The following is a 16,575-nucleotide window of genomic DNA, read 5'->3' as shown; positions in this document are numbered from 1 at the left end:
TGCTCGACGGCCCGGGGCGGCCGTCAGGCGGCCTTCTCGTTGCGGGCCAGCCAGCGCCGGTAGAAGGAGGCGAAGACGATGAGCATCGACAGGATGATGACGCCGTACGCGGCGGAGCCGGCGTAGTCGCGCGGGTCCTGTCCGAAGCCGAGGCGGTACGCCCAGGTGACGAGGATCTGGGCTTCGGTGCCCGAGTTGTTGCCGAACAGCAGGAAGATGACGACGAACTGGTTGAAGGTCCAGATGACGCCGAGCAGAACGACCGTGCTGCTGACCGAGCGCAGGCCGGGCAGCGTCACATACCGGAAGCGCTGCCAGGGCGTGGCGCCGTCCACCTCGGCGGCCTCGTAGAGCTCGGGCGGGATCGACTGCAGTCCGCCGAGGAGAGAGACCATCATGAAGGGGACGCCGACCCAGGTGTTGACCATGATGGCGGCGGTCTTCTGCCAGAAGGGATCGCTGAGCCAGGCCGGGGTGGGCAAGCGGGCCCATTCCAGAGCCATGTTGAGGACGCCGCCGTCGTCGGCGAGGATCAGCCGCCAGGCGAAGACCGTGACGAAGGTCGGCACCGCCCACGGCAGGATCAGGACCATCCGGTAGAAGGTGCGGCCGCGCATCTTGCGGTTCAGCAGCAGGGCGAGCCCCAGGCCGATCCCGTAGTGCAGGGTCACACAGACCATCGTCCAGACGATGGTCCAGGTGAAGTGGGGCCAGAACTGGTGGTCACCGCCGGAGAGGATCTCCGTGTAGTTGTCGAAGCCCACCCACGAGAAGCTGTCGGGGATCTTGTTGACGCCGATCGTCCGGCCGACGTTGCTGCTGTCGGCATCGGTCAGCGACAGGTAGATGCCGCGGCCCAGGGGGTAGAGCACCAGCACGCCGATGACCGCGACGACCGGGGCCACCATCGCCCAGGCATACCAATTCCGGTTGTACGACTGCCTGATACGGCTCATCGGCCCGGGGCGCGGTGCATTGCCACGCTGGGTCTTTCGGCTTCCGCCCTCGACGGCGACGGTCATCTTCGACACCTTTACGACAGATTCTTGAGCGGGTGTACGCGGGGCGTGGTGGTACGGACCGCCCCGGACGGGGACGTGGCCGTACCACCACGGGCGGCCGTCCGTCCCGTCCCTGTGCGGGAGCGGTCCGGACGGCCGGTGGGTGCCTTAGGAGAAGTCCTTGAGCAGCTTCTTGTAGGACTCGGCGGTGGTGTCGAGGCCCTTCTGGGTGCTCACCTTGCCCTGAAGGATCGCGGCGAGGTTGGTGCCGAGGTCGGCGAAGAGCGAGCTGTACTCGGGCAGTTCCGGACGGGGCCGGGCGGAGCCGGAGAGGATGCTCTGGAACTCGGCGATGCCCGGGGTGGCCTTGACCGCCGCGGTGTAGGCGGAGGCGCGGGTCGGCAGGGTGCCGTTCTTCAGCGCGATCTTGGCCTGGGTCTCACCCGAGGTCATGAAGCCGACGAACTTCTGGGCCGCGACCTGGTGCGCCTTGTCGGAGCCGGCGTAGACGGAGAGGTTGTGGCCGCCGGTCGGGGCGCCGGCCTTGCCGGTGGAGCCGGCCGGGACACCGGAGATGCCGAGGTTGGCCTTGTCCTTGAAGGCGGCGCCCTTGTAGATGTTCGTCAGCTCCCACGGGCCCTGGACGATCATCGCGACCTTGCCGGTGTTGAACGCGTCCATCATGTGGGCGTAGGAGTCGGCGGTCACATCGAGCTTGGCGACACCCGGCGAGGCGAGCAGAGCCTTGCTCGCCTCGACGGCCTTGACCGCCTCGGGCGAGTTGACCGTGATCTTCTTCCCGGCGGCGTCGACCATGTCGGTGCCCTCGCCGAAGAGGTACGGAAGCTCGAAGTAGGCGTCGGCGCGGAGCTGGAAGCCGTTGACTCCGGCCTTGTCCTTGATCGCCTTGGAGACCTTCTTGACCTCGTCCCAGGTGGTCGGCGCCTTGTCGAAGCCGGCCTTCTTCAGGATCTCCTTGTTCCACATCAGGCCGAGGGAGTCGGTGACGAACGGGGCACCGTAGGTCTTGCCCTGGTACTGGGCCTGCTTGAGCAGCGAGGGAGTGATGTCCCCGGTGTCCTTGAGCGCGTCCGTGCCGTCCAGGGGGGCCAGGAACTGCGACTTCGCCCACGAGGCGGTCCAGCCGACCTCGGCGCGGATGATGTCGGGAGCGCCCTTGCTGCCGGCCGCGGTCTGGAACTTGTTCTGCGCCTGGTCGAACGGGACGTTGACGTACTTGACCTTGATGTCCTTGTTCGCCTTCTCGAACTCGGCGATCATCGCCTTGTACGTCGGCGCCTCGTTCGTCGCGTTGGACGTGTCCCACCAGGTCAGGGTGACCGGGCCGGCGGCCTTGTCGCCATCGTCGCCCCCACCGCACGCCGTCGCTGCCAGTGCCAGTGCCGCTACCAGCGCGGTGGCCGCTATGCCACGCCGCATGTGAACTCCTTCAGAGATGCCCGAGATGGCGGAGGCGACCAGGCCCCCTGCCGACCGCTCCCTCGCGGCGCCGGGTTCGGCAGGAACGTAACAAGGATGAAAGAGAGCCGAAAGACCTTGCGGCAATTTTCTGCAAGAGCGAGGGATCGTTACATCCACGTGTCCTGAGGGTTGCCATTGCATCGCTTGACGGCGGCCCAGTTGCGCTACTCGGGGCACCCTACGGAGGTCTGCAAAGACCTTCGCAAGCCCTTGCAGAGACTGTATTTTGGTCCTCAGCACACCGTCACTACGGGCCCACACCCACGTTGACCTCGTTAGATGTACGTCCCCCCGCCCCGGACAGTAACGAGAGGGACCCCTTTATGACCCACGAGCTCGCTGCCGCCATCGGCCTTCCGGCCCCCACGGCCGCCGAAGGGCCGCACCCTGCAAGCTCTTCCAACGAGGGCCCGGGCTGGTGGCGCGATGCCGTCATCTACCAGGTGTACGTGCGCTCCTTCGCCGACAGCGACGGTGACGGCATCGGCGATCTGCGCGGGGCCACCCAGCGCCTGCCGTATCTCGCACAGCTGGGCATCGACGCCGTCTGGCTCACGCCCTTCTACGCCTCCCCGCAGGCCGACGGCGGCTACGACGTCGCCGACTACCGGGCCGTCGACCCGCTCTTCGGGGATCTCGCCGACGCGGACGATCTCGTACGCACCGCGCACGAGTTGGGCCTGAGGGTGATCGTGGACGTCGTCCCCAACCACACGTCGGACCAGCACCCGTGGTTCCGGGCCGCGCTCGCGGACCATGCCAAGGGGGCAGACCGCGCCGGGGGTGCGGACCGTGCGCGCTACCACTTCCGGCCCGGCAAGGGCCCGGCCGGTGAGCTGCCGCCCAACGACTGGGAGTCGGTCTTCGGCGGCCCCGCCTGGACCCGGACTGGGGACGGTGAGTGGTACCTCCATCTCTTCGCGCCCGAGCAGCCCGACCTCAACTGGGAGAACGAGGAGGTGCACGAGGAGTTCGACTCGGTGCTGCGTTTCTGGCTGGACCTCGGCGTCGACGGCTTCCGTATCGATGTCGCGCACGGCATGGTCAAGGCGGCCGGCCTGCCGGACATCGGCCACAAGGAACAGGCCAAGCTGATCGGCGCCCAGACACTGCCCTTCTTCGACCAGGACGGGGTGCACGAGATCCACCGCTCCTGGCGCAGGCTCCTCGACTCCTACCCCGGCGACCGGATCGGCGTCGCCGAGGCCTGGGCCCCCGGCCCGGACCGGCTCGCGCTGTACGTACGCCCCGACGAACTGCACCAGGCCTTCAACTTCCAGTTTCTGCGGTGCCCTTGGGACCCTCAGGCGATGCGCAGCGTGATCGACGAGTCACTGGCCGCCACCGCCTCGGTGGGGGCGCCGACCACCTGGGTGCTCTCCAACCACGACGTGGTCCGCCACACCACCCGCTACGGCGGCGGCCGGCAGGGGCTGCGCCGGGCCCGCGCGGCCGCGCTGCTCACGCTGGCGCTGCCCGGTTCGACGTACATCTACCAGGGCGAGGAGCTCGGGCTGCCCGAGGTCACCGACCTGCCGGACGAGGTGCGCCAGGACCCCGCCTTCTTCCGGGCGGCGGGGCAGGACGGCTTCCGCGACGGCTGCCGGGTGCCGATCCCGTGGTCGGGCCAGGAGCCGCCGTACGGCTTCGGACCCGGAACCAGCTGGCTGCCCCAGCCCCGCAGCTGGCGGGGACTGTCCGTGGCGGCCCAGACCGGCGACCCGGATTCGACGCTCGAGCTCTACCGCTCGGCGCTGGCGCTGCGCCGTGCGCTGCCGGGCGGCGCGATGCGGTGGCTGCCGGGGCCCGAAGGGCTGCTCGCGCTGTCCCGCACGGGCCTGGTCTGCACCCTCAACACCACCGGATCGGAGATCGAACTGCCCCTGCCGGGTCGGCTGCTGATCTCCTCCGCGGCCATGGAGCCGGTGGGTGACACAGCCCGTATTCCCGGTGATTGCTGTGCGTGGTGGGCAATCTGACGTGCGACCGGTAAGGTCCAGTCCCGTGACCGCACGGCTTGCCGACATCGCAGCCCAGGCGGGGGTCAGCGAAGCCACAGTCAGCCGCGTGCTCAACGGCAAGCCCGGTGTGGCCGCGGCCACCCGCGAATCCGTACTCGCAGCGCTCGACGTGCTCGGATACGAGCGCCCCGTGCGGCTGAAGCAGCGCAGCGCCGGCCTGGTCGGCCTGATAACTCCGGAGCTCGACAACCCGATCTTCCCGGCGCTCGCCCAGGTCATCGGCCAGGCCCTGACCCGGCAGGGCTACACCCCGGTCCTGGCCACCCAGACCCCGGGCGGCTCCACCGAGGACGAGCTCACCGAAATGCTGGTGGACCGCGGCGTCTCCGGAATCATCTTCGTCTCGGGCCTGCACGCGGACACCACCGCCGACATGCAGCGCTACGACCAGCTGCGCGGACAGGGTGTCCCCTATGTCCTCCTGGGCGGCTTCTCGCCCAAGGTGAAGGCCCCCTTCGTCTCGCCCGACGACCGGGCCGCGATGCATCTCGCCGTGACCCATCTCGCCTCACTCGGCCACACCCGGATCGGCCTGGCGGTCGGCCCGAAGCGTTTCGTGCCCGTACTGCGGAAGATCGAGGGCTTCCAGCAGGCCATGGAGGCCCGGCTCGGTCTCGCGCCCGAGGAGTCCGAGGAACTGATCCAGCACTCCCTCTACAGCCTCGAAGGCGGCCAGGCCGCGGCGGCCGCCCTGATCGGGCTCGGGTGCACCGCGGTGGTGTGCGCGAGCGACATGATGGCGCTCGGCGCGATCCGCGCCGCGCGTGGGCAGGGCCTGAAGGTACCGGGCGATGTCTCTGTGGTGGGCTTCGACGACTCTCCGCTCATAGCGTTCACGGACCCGCCGCTGACCACCATCCGGCAGCCGGTCCAGGCCATGGGGCAGGCCGCTGTGCGCACCCTCCTGGAGGAGATCGGCGGGACCCCCGCACCGCACAGCGAATTCGTCTTCATGCCGGAGCTGGTGGTACGGGGATCGACCGCTTCGGGGCCCGTACAGCGCCCCTCACCGGGACCCGGTGCAGACAGTCGTCCCTAGGGCGTAGACAATGCAAACAGGACCAGACCGAGGGATGATCGGTGTGGGACGCGAATCTGACAGACTCTCTCCCTATGGGCGAAGCGACCGTGAAGACACTGGAAGGCCGGACGGCTACCCCGTCACCCATGGTGGACGAAGCCGCCGCCGACGTGCCGCCTGCGCGCACCCGGCTGCAGAAGCTGCGGTCGCCCCGTCGCCCGCGCATCTGGTTCGAAATCCTTCTGATCGCGGTGAGTTACTGGACGTATTCACTGATCCGCAATGCGGTGCCGGAGCAGAAGGCACAGGCGCTGCGTAACGCGGACTGGATCTGGGACGTCGAGCACTCGCTGGGCCTGGCGGTCGAGCAGTCGGTCAATCACGCGATGAACTCCGTGACTTGGCTGATCGTGTCGATGAACTACTACTACGCCACACTGCACTTCGTCGTGACGATCGGTGTGCTGGTGTGGCTGTACCGCCGGCATCCGGGCCGCTATGCATCTGCCCGTCTTGTCCTTTTTGCCACTACGGGTGTGGCACTGGTCGGCTACTACCTGTATCCGCTCGCGCCGCCTCGGTTGATGAACGGCCACGCCTTCATCGACACGGTGCTGATCCATCACACGTGGGGCTCGATGGCCTCGGGCAACCTGAAGAACATGTCGAACCAGTACGCGGCGATGCCGTCGATGCATATCGGCTGGTCACTGTGGTGCGGACTGATCATCTTCGGGCTGGCGGCCACGCCGTGGGCGAAGATTCTCGGCCTCCTCTACCCGACGCTCACGCTCGTGGTCATCGTGGCCACGGCGAACCACTTCTGGCTGGACGCGGTAGGCGGCATGCTCTGTCTGGCCTTCGGCTTCGCCCTCTCCTACGCCTGGTACCGGCAGCTGCCGCACCAGCTGCCGCAGCTGGTTCCCGCGGTGGCTGAGGACGCGAGCCGCCCGCGGCTCGCCCGCCGCCCGGTAAGCCTCTCGCGCCGCTAGGGCCTGCCTTCCGGAAGACGGGCCCTAGCGCCGGACGGCTTCGTCCGCGTCCTGCTCACCGGGGAACGCGTCACGCCCCGTAGAACAGCTCCTCCACCACTGCCCGTGCCCGCCTCGTCACCCTCCGGTAGTCGTCCAGCATGTCCCCCACATGCCCCGGTTCATAGCCCAAGTACCGCCCCACCGCCGCCAATTCCCTCCCGTCCGACGGGAACGTGTCGCCCGGGCGGCCCCGGACCAGCATCACCCCGTTCCGCACCCGGGTCGCCAGGACCCACGCCTCGTCGAGGATCTGGGCGTACTCGGTCGCGATCAGGCCCGCCGCATGCGCAGCGGCCAGGGCGAGCCGCGTGCGGGTCGTCCGCAGGCCCGGCTCCGCCCAGCCGTGGCGCATCTGGAAGAGCTGGACCGTCCACTCGACGTCGCTCAGACCGCCCCGGCCCAGCTTTGTGTGCAGCGTGGGGTCAGCCCCGCGCGGCAGGCGTTCGGACTCCATCCGGGCCTTCAGCCGGCGGATCTCCCGGACCGCGTCCTCCCCGAGCCCCTCCGCGGGGTAGCGCAGCGGGTCGACCAGATCGATGAAGCGGCGCCCCAGCTCCTCGTCCCCCGCCATCGACTCCGCCCGCAGCAGAGCCTGGCTCTCCCAGACCAGCGACCACCGGCGGTAGTACGCCTCGTAGGAGGCAAGCGTGCGGACCATCGGCCCGCTCTTGCCCTCCGGCCGCAGATCCGCGTCGATCAGCAGCGGCGGGTCGGTCGTCGGCAGCTGCAGCAGCCGACGCATCTCCGTGACGACCGTGTTCGCCGCCCGCGTCGCCTCCTGATCGTCCACGCCCTCCCGCGGCTCGTGGACGAAGAGCACATCCGCGTCGGAGCCGTAGCTCTGCTCGTGTCCCCCGAAGCGCCCCATGCCGATGACCGCGAACCGTGTCGGCAGCTCGTCGCCCCACTGTTCGCGCACCGCGGCCCGCAGAGCGCCGGCGATCGTCGCCGCGTTCAGGTCGGTGACCGCGTTCCCGACCCGGTCCACCAGGGCACCGGGGTCCGCCTCGGCGGGATTGTCCTCGGTGCCGTACGAGCCGATCAGGTCCGCCGCGGCGGTACGGAACAGCTCGCGGCGGCGCACCCCACGAGCCACCGCGACCGCCACCTCCGCGGTGTCCGCCCGCCCCACCGCCGCCAGGATCTCCTGCTCCAGATGGTCCCGGCTGCGCGGCTTCAGGCCCTCCGGATCGCCGAGCAGGGCGACCGCTTCGGGCGCCCGCAGCAGTAGGTCGGGAGCGAGCCGCCCGGCGGACAGCACCCGGGCCAGATTCTCCGCGGCCGCGCCCTCGTCCCGCAGCAGCCGCAGATACCAGGGCGTCTTGCCGAGCGCGTCGGACACCCTGCGGAAGCCCAGCAGACCGGCGTCCGGATCGGCCGAGTCCGCGAACCAGCCAAGCAAAACCGGCAGCAGGGTCCGCTGGATCGCCGCCTTCCTCGACACCCCGGACGAGAGCGCCTCCAGATGACGCAGAGCCGCCGCGGGATCCGCGTAACCGAGCGCTTCCAGACGCTGCCGCGCCGCCTCCGCGCTGAGCCGCGTCTCGCCGGGGGCGAGCTGCGCGACTGCGTCGAGCAGCGGCCGGTAGAACAGCTTCTCGTGCAGCCGCCGCACCACCGCCGCGTGCCGCTTCCACTCCTTGTTGAGCTCGGCGACCGGGTCCGTACGCAGTCCGAGCGAGCGCCCCAGGCGGCGCAGATCGGCCTCGTCCTCCGGCACCAGATGCGTACGCCGCAGCCGGTACAGCTGGATGCGGTGCTCCATGGCGCGCAGGAAGCGGTACGCGGAGTCCAGCTGCGCCGCGTCCGCACGCCCCACATAGCCACCGGCCGCCAGCGCCCGCAGGGCCTCCAGCGTGCTGCCGCTGCGCAGCGTCGCGTCGCTGCGCCCGTGCACGAGCTGCAGCAGCTGTACGGCGAACTCGACGTCCCGCAGCCCGCCCGGGCCGAGCTTGAGCTCGCGCTCGATCTGGGCCGCCGGGATGTTGTCGACGACGCGGCGGCGCATCTTCTGTACGTCGGCGACGAAGTTCTCGCGTTCGGCGGCCTGCCAGACCAGCGGCTCGACGGCCTCGATGTAGTCCTCGCCGAGCGCGGGGTCGCCGGCGACCGGCCGGGCCTTGAGCAGGGCCTGGAACTCCCACGTCTTGGCCCAGCGCTGGTAGTAGGCGAGGTGGCTGGAGAGCGTGCGCACCAGCGGGCCGTTGCGTCCCTCGGGCCGCAGATTGGCGTCGACCGGCCAGATCGTGCCCTCGACCGTCGGCTCGGAGCAGATCCGCATCAGATGGGACGCCAGCCGGGTCGCGGCCTGCATGGCCTTGCTCTCGTCGGCGCCCTCGGCCGGCTCGCCGACGAAGATGACGTCCACGTCGGAGACGTAGTTGAGCTCGTGGCCGCCGCACTTGCCCATGGCGATGACGGCGAGCCGGCACAGCACGTCGTCGCCGGGGGCCGCGGCGCGGGCGATGGCGAGGGCGGCGCGCAGCGTGGCCGTGGCGAGGTCGGCCAGTTCGGCGGCGGCCTCGGCGACATCGGTCGTACCGCACACATCGCGCGCCGCTATGGACAGCAGGCACCGGCGGTAGGCGATCCGCAGCGACACCGGGTCGGTGGCGTCGGCGAGTCCGCGCTCGAACTCCGCGACGCCGGGATGCAGATCGGTCGCCTCATAGGTGACGAGGGCCTGCCAGTCGCCCGGGTGGCGGGCCAGGTGATCGCCGAGCGCCTCGGACGCGCCGAGCACTCCGAGCAGCCGGTCGCGCAGCGGTTTGGCGGTGACGAGGGTGTCGAGGAGGCGGCGCCGGGCCGTCGGCTCCTGGGCCTCCACCAGCCGTACGAGACCGCGCAGCGCGAGGTCGGGATCGGCGACGGCGCCGAGCGCGTCGAGCAGGACCGGGTCGGACCGTACCGATGCCATCTCGGGGAGGCCGAGGAGCCGTTCGGCGACAGCGGGATCGGTGAAGCCGTGCCGCAGCAGGCGGGTGAACGTACTGCTCCTGCGCCCCGGCACCGTCATCCCGCCGTCTCCCGTCCTGCGATCAAGGTCCGGACTCGAGCTTAGGCCGAACCACCCGCGGTGGACCCCAGTGATCCGCGCCCTTGCGGCGAGCGGGCGCCGATGGCATGACATTCACAATCTTGGGCCCGCCCGCCACCTGAGGCCACCCGTACCGGGGCCGGGGCGGACCGATGAGTACGGGAACCGACCACGGTCTACACATTCGGTGACCCCCGGACGGAGAGGACCCCGCCATGCCCGAACCAGTGCTCCAACCAGTGCCCGAGCTGGACCCCCGCTACAGCGACCCGAAAGCCACCGTCGGGGACTGGTCCCGGGCGGTCGACCGCCTGAAGGCCGCCGAGCTCTTCTGGCTGTCGACCGTACGACCCGACGGCCGCCCGCACGTCACCCCGCTGATCGCCGTGTGGCACGACGGCGGGCTGCACTTCTGCACCGGCGTCGAGGAGCGCAAGGCTAAGAACCTCCGCCAGAATCAGGAGGTGGTCCTCACCACGGGCGCGAACGCCCTGAACGAGGGCTATGACCTGGTGATCGAGGGCGAGGCGGTGCGCGTCACCGACGAGGCGCAGTTGCGCGCCATCTCCACGGCGTATGTCCAGAAATACGGCCCGGACTGGGAGTTCGAGGTCAGCGAGGGCGGATTCATCAGCTCGGGCGGCCCCGACCTGGTGTTCCGGGTGGCGCCGCGCACGGCATTCGGCTTTGCGAAGGGCGACCCGTTCGGCCAGACCCGCTGGCAGTTCACGCGGTGAAATTCAGTGAAATCCGTGCAACTCAGTGAAATCAGTGAATCAGCGAAATCAGTGAAGGAGCTCCGTCGATGGAACTGACTCTTGAAGTGATCATGGTCCCGGTCTCCGATCCCGACCGGTCGAAGACGTTCTACGAGGAGGGCTGCGGCTTCAAGGTCGACCTCGACCAGGAAGTGGCCCCCGGCGTCCGCATCATCCAGCTCACCCCGCCCGGCTCCCGCTGCTCGATCGCGATGGGCAGCGGCCTGCCGGGCAACCCGGACCAGCCCGCGATGCCCCCCGGCTCGCTCCAGGGCCTGCAACTGTGCACGACGGACATCGCCGCGACCCGAGCGGCGCTCGTCGAACGGTCGGTGGACGTGAGCGAGATCCAGCACGTGGGCAAGACGGGCTGGGAGCCCGGCCCCGGCGAGCGGTGGAACTCGTTCATGTTCTTCAAGGACCCGGACGGCAACGGCTGGATCGTCCAGGAGGCGCCGTCGCCGCTGTCGGAGCGCTGAGCGGACGCGAGTGTGTGACGCCGCACGGCGTCACACAACTCCCGTTCCTGACAAGCCCGTTGTCCAACCCGCGTATCCCCTGGCCGAATTGGCCGACTCCCCCGCCCCGCTCTTTCTTCAGTCACCGACAGTGATCATAAATGTGGCAGGGGAGATGAAACGCACCTATCTTGATGGCAGTGACGCGATACTTCCGTGACAAGGACAGTAATGGGCTCTCCACGCGTACTCGTTATCGAAGACGATCTGGACGTCAGCGCCCTGCTGAAGCGTCATCTCAGCGGGCTGGGGTGCCAGGTGGCCATGGCGGACACAGGCGAAGAGGGCCTGGAACTTGCCTTCGCGGACCCACCGGACATGGTGGTCATCGACATCCTGCTCCCCGGCATCGACGGCCGGGAAGTCATCCGCCGACTGCGCGCGGACAGCCGCACCAGCAAGTGCCACCTCGTCGTCTCCTCCGTGCTCGACCAGCAGGACCTGTCCGAGTTGGCGGTGGACGAGATGCTGGCCAAACCGTTCCGGCGCTCGAGTGTGCTGCGCCTCCTCGACTCCTTCCGGAATTCCCCATCCCAGGAGACGTAATGGCTCGCATCCTCATTGCCGATGACGACGTCGACATACGGGACCTTGTCGCGTTCAAGCTGACCCAGAGCGGCCATGAGGTCATCGCCGTGGAGGACGGTATGGCCGCACTCAAGGCAGCGCGCAGCCAGCCGGTGGATGTCGCCCTGCTCGACATACGCATGCCCGGAATGTCCGGTCTGGATGTGTGCCGCGAACTACGCGCGGCGCCCGAGACCGAGTCACTCCCCGTCATCCTGATCACGGCCCGCTCCCAGGAGGGAGACGTCGAGACGGGATTCGCCGCGGGAGCCGACGACTACATCATCAAGCCGTTCAGTCCGCGCGAGCTGAGCAGCCGGGTCCAGGCCGTGCTCACCCGGGCCACGCGGTGATCGCCACCAGTCTCGTCACCGGCGCACTGGTGTGCCTGGTGTCCGTCGTGGTGCTGCTGGGGGTACTGATCGTCGGCATGCGCGTCGTACGTCGGTACCGGCAGCGCCGAAGAGAGCGGATCGTGGCCCCGGTGCGGGGGGTGCTGCTGGAGCTCGTGTGCGCGGAGGAGGACGAGCAGAGCGAGGCGCTGAACCGGCTCTCGGAGCTCGACGACCGCACCTGGGGGGCTCTGGAGCCAACGGTGGCGGTGATGTTCGGCAAGGTCGCAGGGCAAGCCAGGACCGCGCTCATCGAGCTGTTCGAGCGGCGCGGTGCCACCGCGCATGCCGTGGCGGATCTGGGCCGTTGGGGCGCGGTCCGACGGGGCCGCGCCGCGGAAGTGCTCGGCCAGCTCAGTCACCGGCCCGCGGCGCCACCGCTCTGCCGCCTGCTGAACGACCGCGACCCGGAGGTGCGGTTGGTCACCGCACGGGCGCTGGGCCGGATCGGAGAACCCTCGGTCGTCCCGCAGCTGCTGGACTGCCTCTACGGACCGCGGACCGTACCGCCCGCCGTGGTCACCCGGGCGCTGACGTCCTTCGGGCCGGAGGCCCTGCGGAGCATCGCGGCGGGCCTGGAGCACCCGGAGCCGCTCGTCCGGGCCGTGGCGATCGAGACGCTGGGCGCGATCGGCGGGGTCTCCAGGACCGCTGAGATCGCGCGCGCTCTGAGCGAGGATCCCCATGCGGAAGTGCGCATCAGGGCCGCCCGCGCCTTGGGCAGGCTCGGCATGCCCGACGGTCTTGAGCCGCTGCTGGCCGCGGTGGACCCCGGTCAGCCGGTCGCCCTGCGCACGGTGGCCGCCGGTGCCCTGGGCAACCTGGGTGCCGTCGCCGCTACAGCCCGGCTGCGGGGCCTGCTCGGCGACCAGGATGATCATGTAGCTGCCACCGCGGCCCGGTCCCTGCTGCGGCTGGGCGAGGTCGGCGGCGCCGAATTGCGGGCGGCCGCCGACGGCCGTTCCGGCCCGCGGGCGGCGGCGCAGGCCAGGGCGGCGCTCGCGGAGTCGTCCGTCGTGGGCGCGTCCTCCAGTCACGTCGTCGGGGCGGCCCCGTGAGTACGGCGAGCGCGGCCGGCACGCTGAGCCCGGTGAACGTGCCCGGCGCCACGAGCGTGGCGAGCGACGGGCCGCTCGGCTGGCTCCGGGACGCGGCACACGCCCTGATCGCGGTGAGCGACGGCGTGATCCTCACGTACTTCGCCGTCATCAACACCTGCTACCTGTTCTTGATCGTCCTCGCCGTCGGAGAGCTCGTCCGAAGGCTGCGCCGGGCATCCTTCGCAGGCTACGACGACACCTCCGCGAACCCCTTCACCCCGCCGGTGTCGCTGATCATGCCCGCGCACAACGAGGAGGCAGGGATCGCCGAGGCGGTCCGAGCCATGCTCCTGCTGCGCTACCCGGTCTTTGAGGTCGTCGTCGTCGACGACGGCTCCACCGACGCGACGCTGGACAGGCTCCGGGAGGCATTCGACCTCGTCGAGGTGGAGCGCGTCGTGCCCGACGACGTACCGGCGCGCGGCGCGGTGGAGTCGGTCCATCTGCCCAGGGGCGGCCCGGTGCCCCTGGTGGTGGCCCGCAAGGTGAACGGCGGCAAGGCCGACGCGCTCAATGTCGGGGTCAACGTGGCGCGCTATCCGCTGCTGTGCATGGTGGACGCGGACTCGATCCTGGACTCCGAGGCGCTGCTCGCGGTGGCCAAGCCGTTCTGCGACGACCCGTTGCGGGTGGTGGCCTCCGGCGGCGTGATCGGCATCGCCAACGACTGCACCATCGTCGCGGGGCGCGTCGTCGAGGCGCGGATGCCCCGAAACCTGTTGGGCCTCATCCAGGCTGTCGAGTATCTGCGCGCCTTTCTGCTCGGCCGCACCGGGTGGTCGAAGGTCGGCGGGCTGCTGGTCATCTCCGGCGCCTTCGGCCTCTTCCGCCGGGACGTGGTGGTGGCGGTGGGTGGAATGGATCCGGACTGCATCGGCGAGGACGCCGAGCTGGTCGTCCGGCTCCACCGGCATCTGCGTCAGCAGGGCCGCGACTACCGCATCGTGTTCGTCAGCGAGCCGATCTCCTGGAGCGAGGCACCGCCCACGGCAAAGGTTCTGGCGCGGCAGCGGCGGCGATGGCACCGCGGGCTTACGGAGATCCTGATCAAGCACCGCCGGATGATCGGCAATCCCCGGTACGGCCGGATCGGGCTGGTGTCGCTGCCTTTCTACGTGGTCTTCGAACTGCTCGCCCCCGTCATCGAACTGTCCGCCCTCGTCCTGATCCCGCTGGGCCTGCTGTTCGGAGCGGTCGATCTGGACTTCCTGTGGCGCTTCCTGCTCGTCTCGTACGGCTACGCCCTGGTGGTCACTCTGGTGTCGGTCGCGGCGGAGGAGTACGCCTTCCACCGATTCGTACGGTGGGGGGACACCGGGGGCGCCCTCGTCGGGGCGACCGCCGAGAACCTCGGATACCGCCAGCTCACGGCGTGGTGGCGACTGCGCGGCATTTGGGACGCAGTGAGCCACGCACCGCAGGTGTGGGGCTCCATGCCCCGCAGCGGATTCTCCGAGTCCGGGCAGGCGCGAGCGAGCGAAGGTGATCGAGCGTGAGCGGCGGCAGGGAACTGGGCGGCTACTCCGTGACGCGGCGGCTCGGCACCGCGTTCGGCGTGCTGATCGGCCTCATCCTGCTGGTCGCGGCCGGGGTGCTGACCGCTTCGTCCATCGCGCACGGGGCGTCCGACGAGATCATCGACCGGACGCAGCCGGCCCTCGCCGACAATCTGCGGCTGCATGGCCACGCTGCCGACATGCAGCGTTCCATGCGCGGCTTTCTCCTCACCGGCGATCAGAAACAGCTGGACGCCTACCGAACGGCGCGCGAGGAATACCCGGCGGTACTCGCCTCCGCTGTTGAGGATGGCAGTCCCGAGACCGACCGGAATCTGAGGACACAGGCACAGCAGCTCGAGGCGTATCTGCGCATAGCCGACCAACAGATGAGAGCCAGACCGGGCAGCGAGAAGGCAGCCCGGCTCACCCGGATGGGCACCGTCCTGTACAACGCGTTCGATGCCACCAACCACAAGTTGGAAGTCCAGTTGACCGAGGAAGCCCAGCGGCTGGACGACCGCGCCGACAGGATCGTCCACGTCAATCTCGCGGGTGTCAGCGCCCTTCTGGTCGCGGCGATCGCCGCCGCTGTCTACACGTCCCTGCGAACCACCCGTGCCCTGGTCAGGCCCCTCAAGGGCGTGGAGAAAACTCTCGGGCGGCTCACCGCCGGGGAGCACTCGGCGCGGGCGGAGCAGCAGGGGCCCGCTGAGATCCGCGCGGTGGCCCGGTCGGTGAACACGCTCGCCGAGGAGAGCGACCGGCTGCGCAGGATCGAGGAGGAGCGGCGCCGACTGTCGGGGATTGCGCGCGACGTCGGCATCCGGATCCGGGAGCGCCTCGATGTCGATCAAGTCCTGGAGGTGACCTGCGCAGGGATGGGCGAGGGTCTGGACGCGGATTACATATTCGTGCTGCTCTCCGACGGGGACAAGCCGACCGTGCCTGTGTCGCGAGCATGGTCCGCAGAGCAAGGCCTGCTGCCCACGGAGGAACAAAGGGCGCTTCCCCCCGTGCCCGCCGAAGTGATCCGCGATCACTACCGCCGGGGAACGACCTGGTCCATCAACGATCTGTCCGACTACCTGTCCGATACCACGCCCGTGCCGGGCGCCCCCGGCTCCTTCGGCAAGGCGGGCATACCGGAAGAGAACCGGGATGCCGCCGCGTCCATGGGCCTGGTCTCGGTGGTGTTCATCCCCCTCGGAGTGGGCGAGGAGCCCATGGGTGCCGTGGTCCTGGCCCGCACCCGGCCGGAGCATCGCTGGCGGGCGGTGGACATCGACATCGCGGAGTCGATGGTCGCCGGTGTCGGCCGGGCACTGCACAACTCGATGCTCTACGGTCAAGAAGCGCGTCTGGTGGAGAAGTTGCGGGCGCTGGACCAGGCCAAGAGCGACTTTCTGTCGACCGTCTCCCACGAGTTGCGGACTCCGCTGACCAGCATCGTCGGATATATCGAGCTACTGAAGGACGACGACACGGGCCCGCTCCTGGAGCCGCAGCGGCGCATGCTGGACATCGTCGACCGCAATGCCAACCGGCTGCGCGCGCTGATCGAGGATCTGCTGACCCTGTCCCGGATCGAGGCCGGCACCTTCAGTTCGCAGAAGAGCGAGATCGACCTGCGCCAACTGGTGACCTCGGCGGTGGACACCATCAAGCCCGCCGCCGAGGCGGGTTCCGTCCGCCTGGAGATCGACTGCCCCGAAGTGCCGCTCGTACTGGAGGCGGACAGCGACCAACTGGACCGGGTCCTGATGAACCTGCTGTCCAACGCCGTGAAATTCACTCCCAGCGGCGGGCTTGTACGCGTCGAGGCTGCCGCGGACGACGGCCATGCGGTCCTCAGCGTCAGCGACACCGGCATCGGCATCCCCGAGGAGGAGCGCAAGCAGCTCTTCAGCCGGTTCTTCCGCGCCTCGAACGCCGTGGACGCAGCCATCCCGGGCACGGGACTCGGGCTGACCATCGTCAACACGATCGTGACGAACCACGGAGGCACGACGGAAGTCCACTCCCAGGAGGGCGAGGGCACCACGGTGACCGCACGGCTGCCGCTGGTGGCCGCGCCCGAGGTCGTGCAAGCCCCCTGAACTCTCCAGCGGGGTCGGCTGCTCACGGCCGGGCCAGGAGGTGCACCCC

Annotated in this window: 13 protein-coding genes; 10 read left to right on the top strand and 3 right to left on the bottom strand. The window is 69.4% G+C overall.

Going from position 1 to position 16,575, the window contains the following annotated elements:
* Positions 1-23 precede the first annotated feature (23 nt).
* Both OG729_RS28470 and OG729_RS28465 read right to left on the bottom strand, forming a co-directional pair.
* Positions 24-1,022 carry a carbohydrate ABC transporter permease gene (locus tag OG729_RS28470; RefSeq protein WP_405808701.1) on the bottom strand — a complete coding sequence of 333 codons (999 nt, stop codon included), beginning with the start codon at positions 1,020-1,022 and terminating at the stop codon, positions 24-26.
* A 147-nt stretch (positions 1,023-1,169) separates the two neighbouring features.
* A complete protein-coding gene (locus tag OG729_RS28465) occupies positions 1,170-2,441 on the bottom strand; it encodes an extracellular solute-binding protein (RefSeq protein ID WP_405808699.1) in 1,272 nt (423 codons plus the stop codon).
* 365 nt (positions 2,442-2,806) lie between these two features.
* On the opposite strand from OG729_RS28465, the gene OG729_RS28460 reads away from it, so the two are divergent.
* The 3 genes from OG729_RS28460 (at position 2,807) to OG729_RS28450 (ending at position 6,517) form a co-directional block, all read left to right on the top strand.
* Entirely contained in the window at positions 2,807-4,462 is a 1,656-nt protein-coding gene (locus OG729_RS28460; protein ID WP_405808697.1) for an alpha-amylase family glycosyl hydrolase, read from the top strand.
* Positions 4,463-4,487: 25 nt separating this feature from the next.
* The gene (locus tag OG729_RS28455; RefSeq protein WP_360877173.1) at positions 4,488-5,543 is read left to right on the top strand and encodes a LacI family DNA-binding transcriptional regulator; all 1,056 of its coding nucleotides are present in this window, start codon (positions 4,488-4,490) and stop codon (positions 5,541-5,543) included.
* 74 nt (positions 5,544-5,617) lie between these two features.
* Positions 5,618-6,517 carry a phosphatase PAP2 family protein gene (locus OG729_RS28450; RefSeq protein WP_405808695.1) on the top strand — a complete coding sequence of 300 codons (900 nt, stop codon included), beginning with the start codon at positions 5,618-5,620 and terminating at the stop codon, positions 6,515-6,517.
* A gap of 70 nt (positions 6,518-6,587) precedes the next feature.
* Here OG729_RS28450 and OG729_RS28445 read toward each other — a convergent pair whose 3' ends face one another.
* Positions 6,588-9,575, bottom strand: a complete 2,988-nt coding sequence (locus OG729_RS28445) for a bifunctional [glutamine synthetase] adenylyltransferase/[glutamine synthetase]-adenylyl-L-tyrosine phosphorylase (RefSeq protein ID WP_405808694.1) — start codon at positions 9,573-9,575, stop codon at positions 6,588-6,590.
* A gap of 236 nt (positions 9,576-9,811) precedes the next feature.
* Here OG729_RS28445 and OG729_RS28440 point away from each other — a divergent pair, with 236 nt between their 5' ends.
* From OG729_RS28440 to OG729_RS28410, 7 genes are all read left to right on the top strand, one after another.
* Positions 9,812-10,333 (top strand): pyridoxamine 5'-phosphate oxidase family protein, encoded by a 522-nt coding sequence (locus OG729_RS28440; protein ID WP_405808692.1) that lies wholly within the window; start codon positions 9,812-9,814, stop codon positions 10,331-10,333.
* Positions 10,334-10,401: 68 nt separating this feature from the next.
* Positions 10,402-10,833: a VOC family protein gene (locus OG729_RS28435; RefSeq protein WP_360877161.1), complete on the top strand. Its 432-nt coding sequence runs from the start codon at positions 10,402-10,404 to the stop codon at positions 10,831-10,833.
* A gap of 195 nt (positions 10,834-11,028) precedes the next feature.
* Positions 11,029-11,418: a response regulator gene (locus OG729_RS28430; RefSeq protein ID WP_405808691.1), complete on the top strand. Its 390-nt coding sequence runs from the start codon at positions 11,029-11,031 to the stop codon at positions 11,416-11,418.
* On the top strand, positions 11,418-11,792 hold the full coding sequence (locus OG729_RS28425) for a response regulator transcription factor (RefSeq protein WP_405808689.1): 375 nt from the start codon (positions 11,418-11,420) through the stop codon (positions 11,790-11,792). Before OG729_RS28430 ends, OG729_RS28425 begins: the two co-directional genes overlap by 1 nt.
* Positions 11,789-12,889 carry a HEAT repeat domain-containing protein gene (locus tag OG729_RS28420; protein ID WP_405808687.1) on the top strand — a complete coding sequence of 367 codons (1,101 nt, stop codon included), beginning with the start codon at positions 11,789-11,791 and terminating at the stop codon, positions 12,887-12,889. The genes OG729_RS28425 and OG729_RS28420 overlap by 4 nt, the downstream gene beginning before the upstream one ends.
* On the top strand, positions 12,886-14,427 hold the full coding sequence (locus OG729_RS28415; protein ID WP_405808685.1) for a glycosyltransferase: 1,542 nt from the start codon (positions 12,886-12,888) through the stop codon (positions 14,425-14,427). Before OG729_RS28420 ends, OG729_RS28415 begins: the two co-directional genes overlap by 4 nt.
* On the top strand, positions 14,424-16,526 hold the full coding sequence (locus tag OG729_RS28410) for an ATP-binding protein (RefSeq protein ID WP_405808684.1): 2,103 nt from the start codon (positions 14,424-14,426) through the stop codon (positions 16,524-16,526). Before OG729_RS28415 ends, OG729_RS28410 begins: the two co-directional genes overlap by 4 nt.
* Positions 16,527-16,575 lie beyond the last annotated feature (49 nt).

The organism is Streptomyces sp. NBC_00210, assembly GCF_045160975.1.
Taxonomy (GTDB): domain Bacteria; phylum Actinomycetota; class Actinomycetes; order Streptomycetales; family Streptomycetaceae; genus Streptomyces.
This window is presented reverse-complemented; position numbering and strand designations above follow the sequence as displayed.

Bases quoted from the DNA above. Each gene is read 5' to 3' on its own strand.
- OG729_RS28470 (WP_405808701.1), bottom strand. From the start codon at position 1,022: ATGACCGTCGCCGTCGAGGGCGGAAGCCGAAAGACCCAGCGTGGCAAT.
- OG729_RS28465 (WP_405808699.1), bottom strand. From the start codon at position 2,441: ATGCGGCGTGGCATAGCGGCCACCGCGCTGGTAGCGGCACTGGCACTG.
- OG729_RS28460 (WP_405808697.1), top strand. From the start codon at position 2,807: ATGACCCACGAGCTCGCTGCCGCCATCGGCCTTCCGGCCCCCACGGCC.
- OG729_RS28450 (WP_405808695.1), top strand. From the start codon at position 5,618: ATGGGCGAAGCGACCGTGAAGACACTGGAAGGCCGGACGGCTACCCCG.
- OG729_RS28445 (WP_405808694.1), bottom strand. From the start codon at position 9,575: ATGACGGTGCCGGGGCGCAGGAGCAGTACGTTCACCCGCCTGCTGCGG.
- OG729_RS28440 (WP_405808692.1), top strand. From the start codon at position 9,812: ATGCCCGAACCAGTGCTCCAACCAGTGCCCGAGCTGGACCCCCGCTAC.
- OG729_RS28435 (WP_360877161.1), top strand. From the start codon at position 10,402: ATGGAACTGACTCTTGAAGTGATCATGGTCCCGGTCTCCGATCCCGAC.
- OG729_RS28425 (WP_405808689.1), top strand. From the start codon at position 11,418: ATGGCTCGCATCCTCATTGCCGATGACGACGTCGACATACGGGACCTT.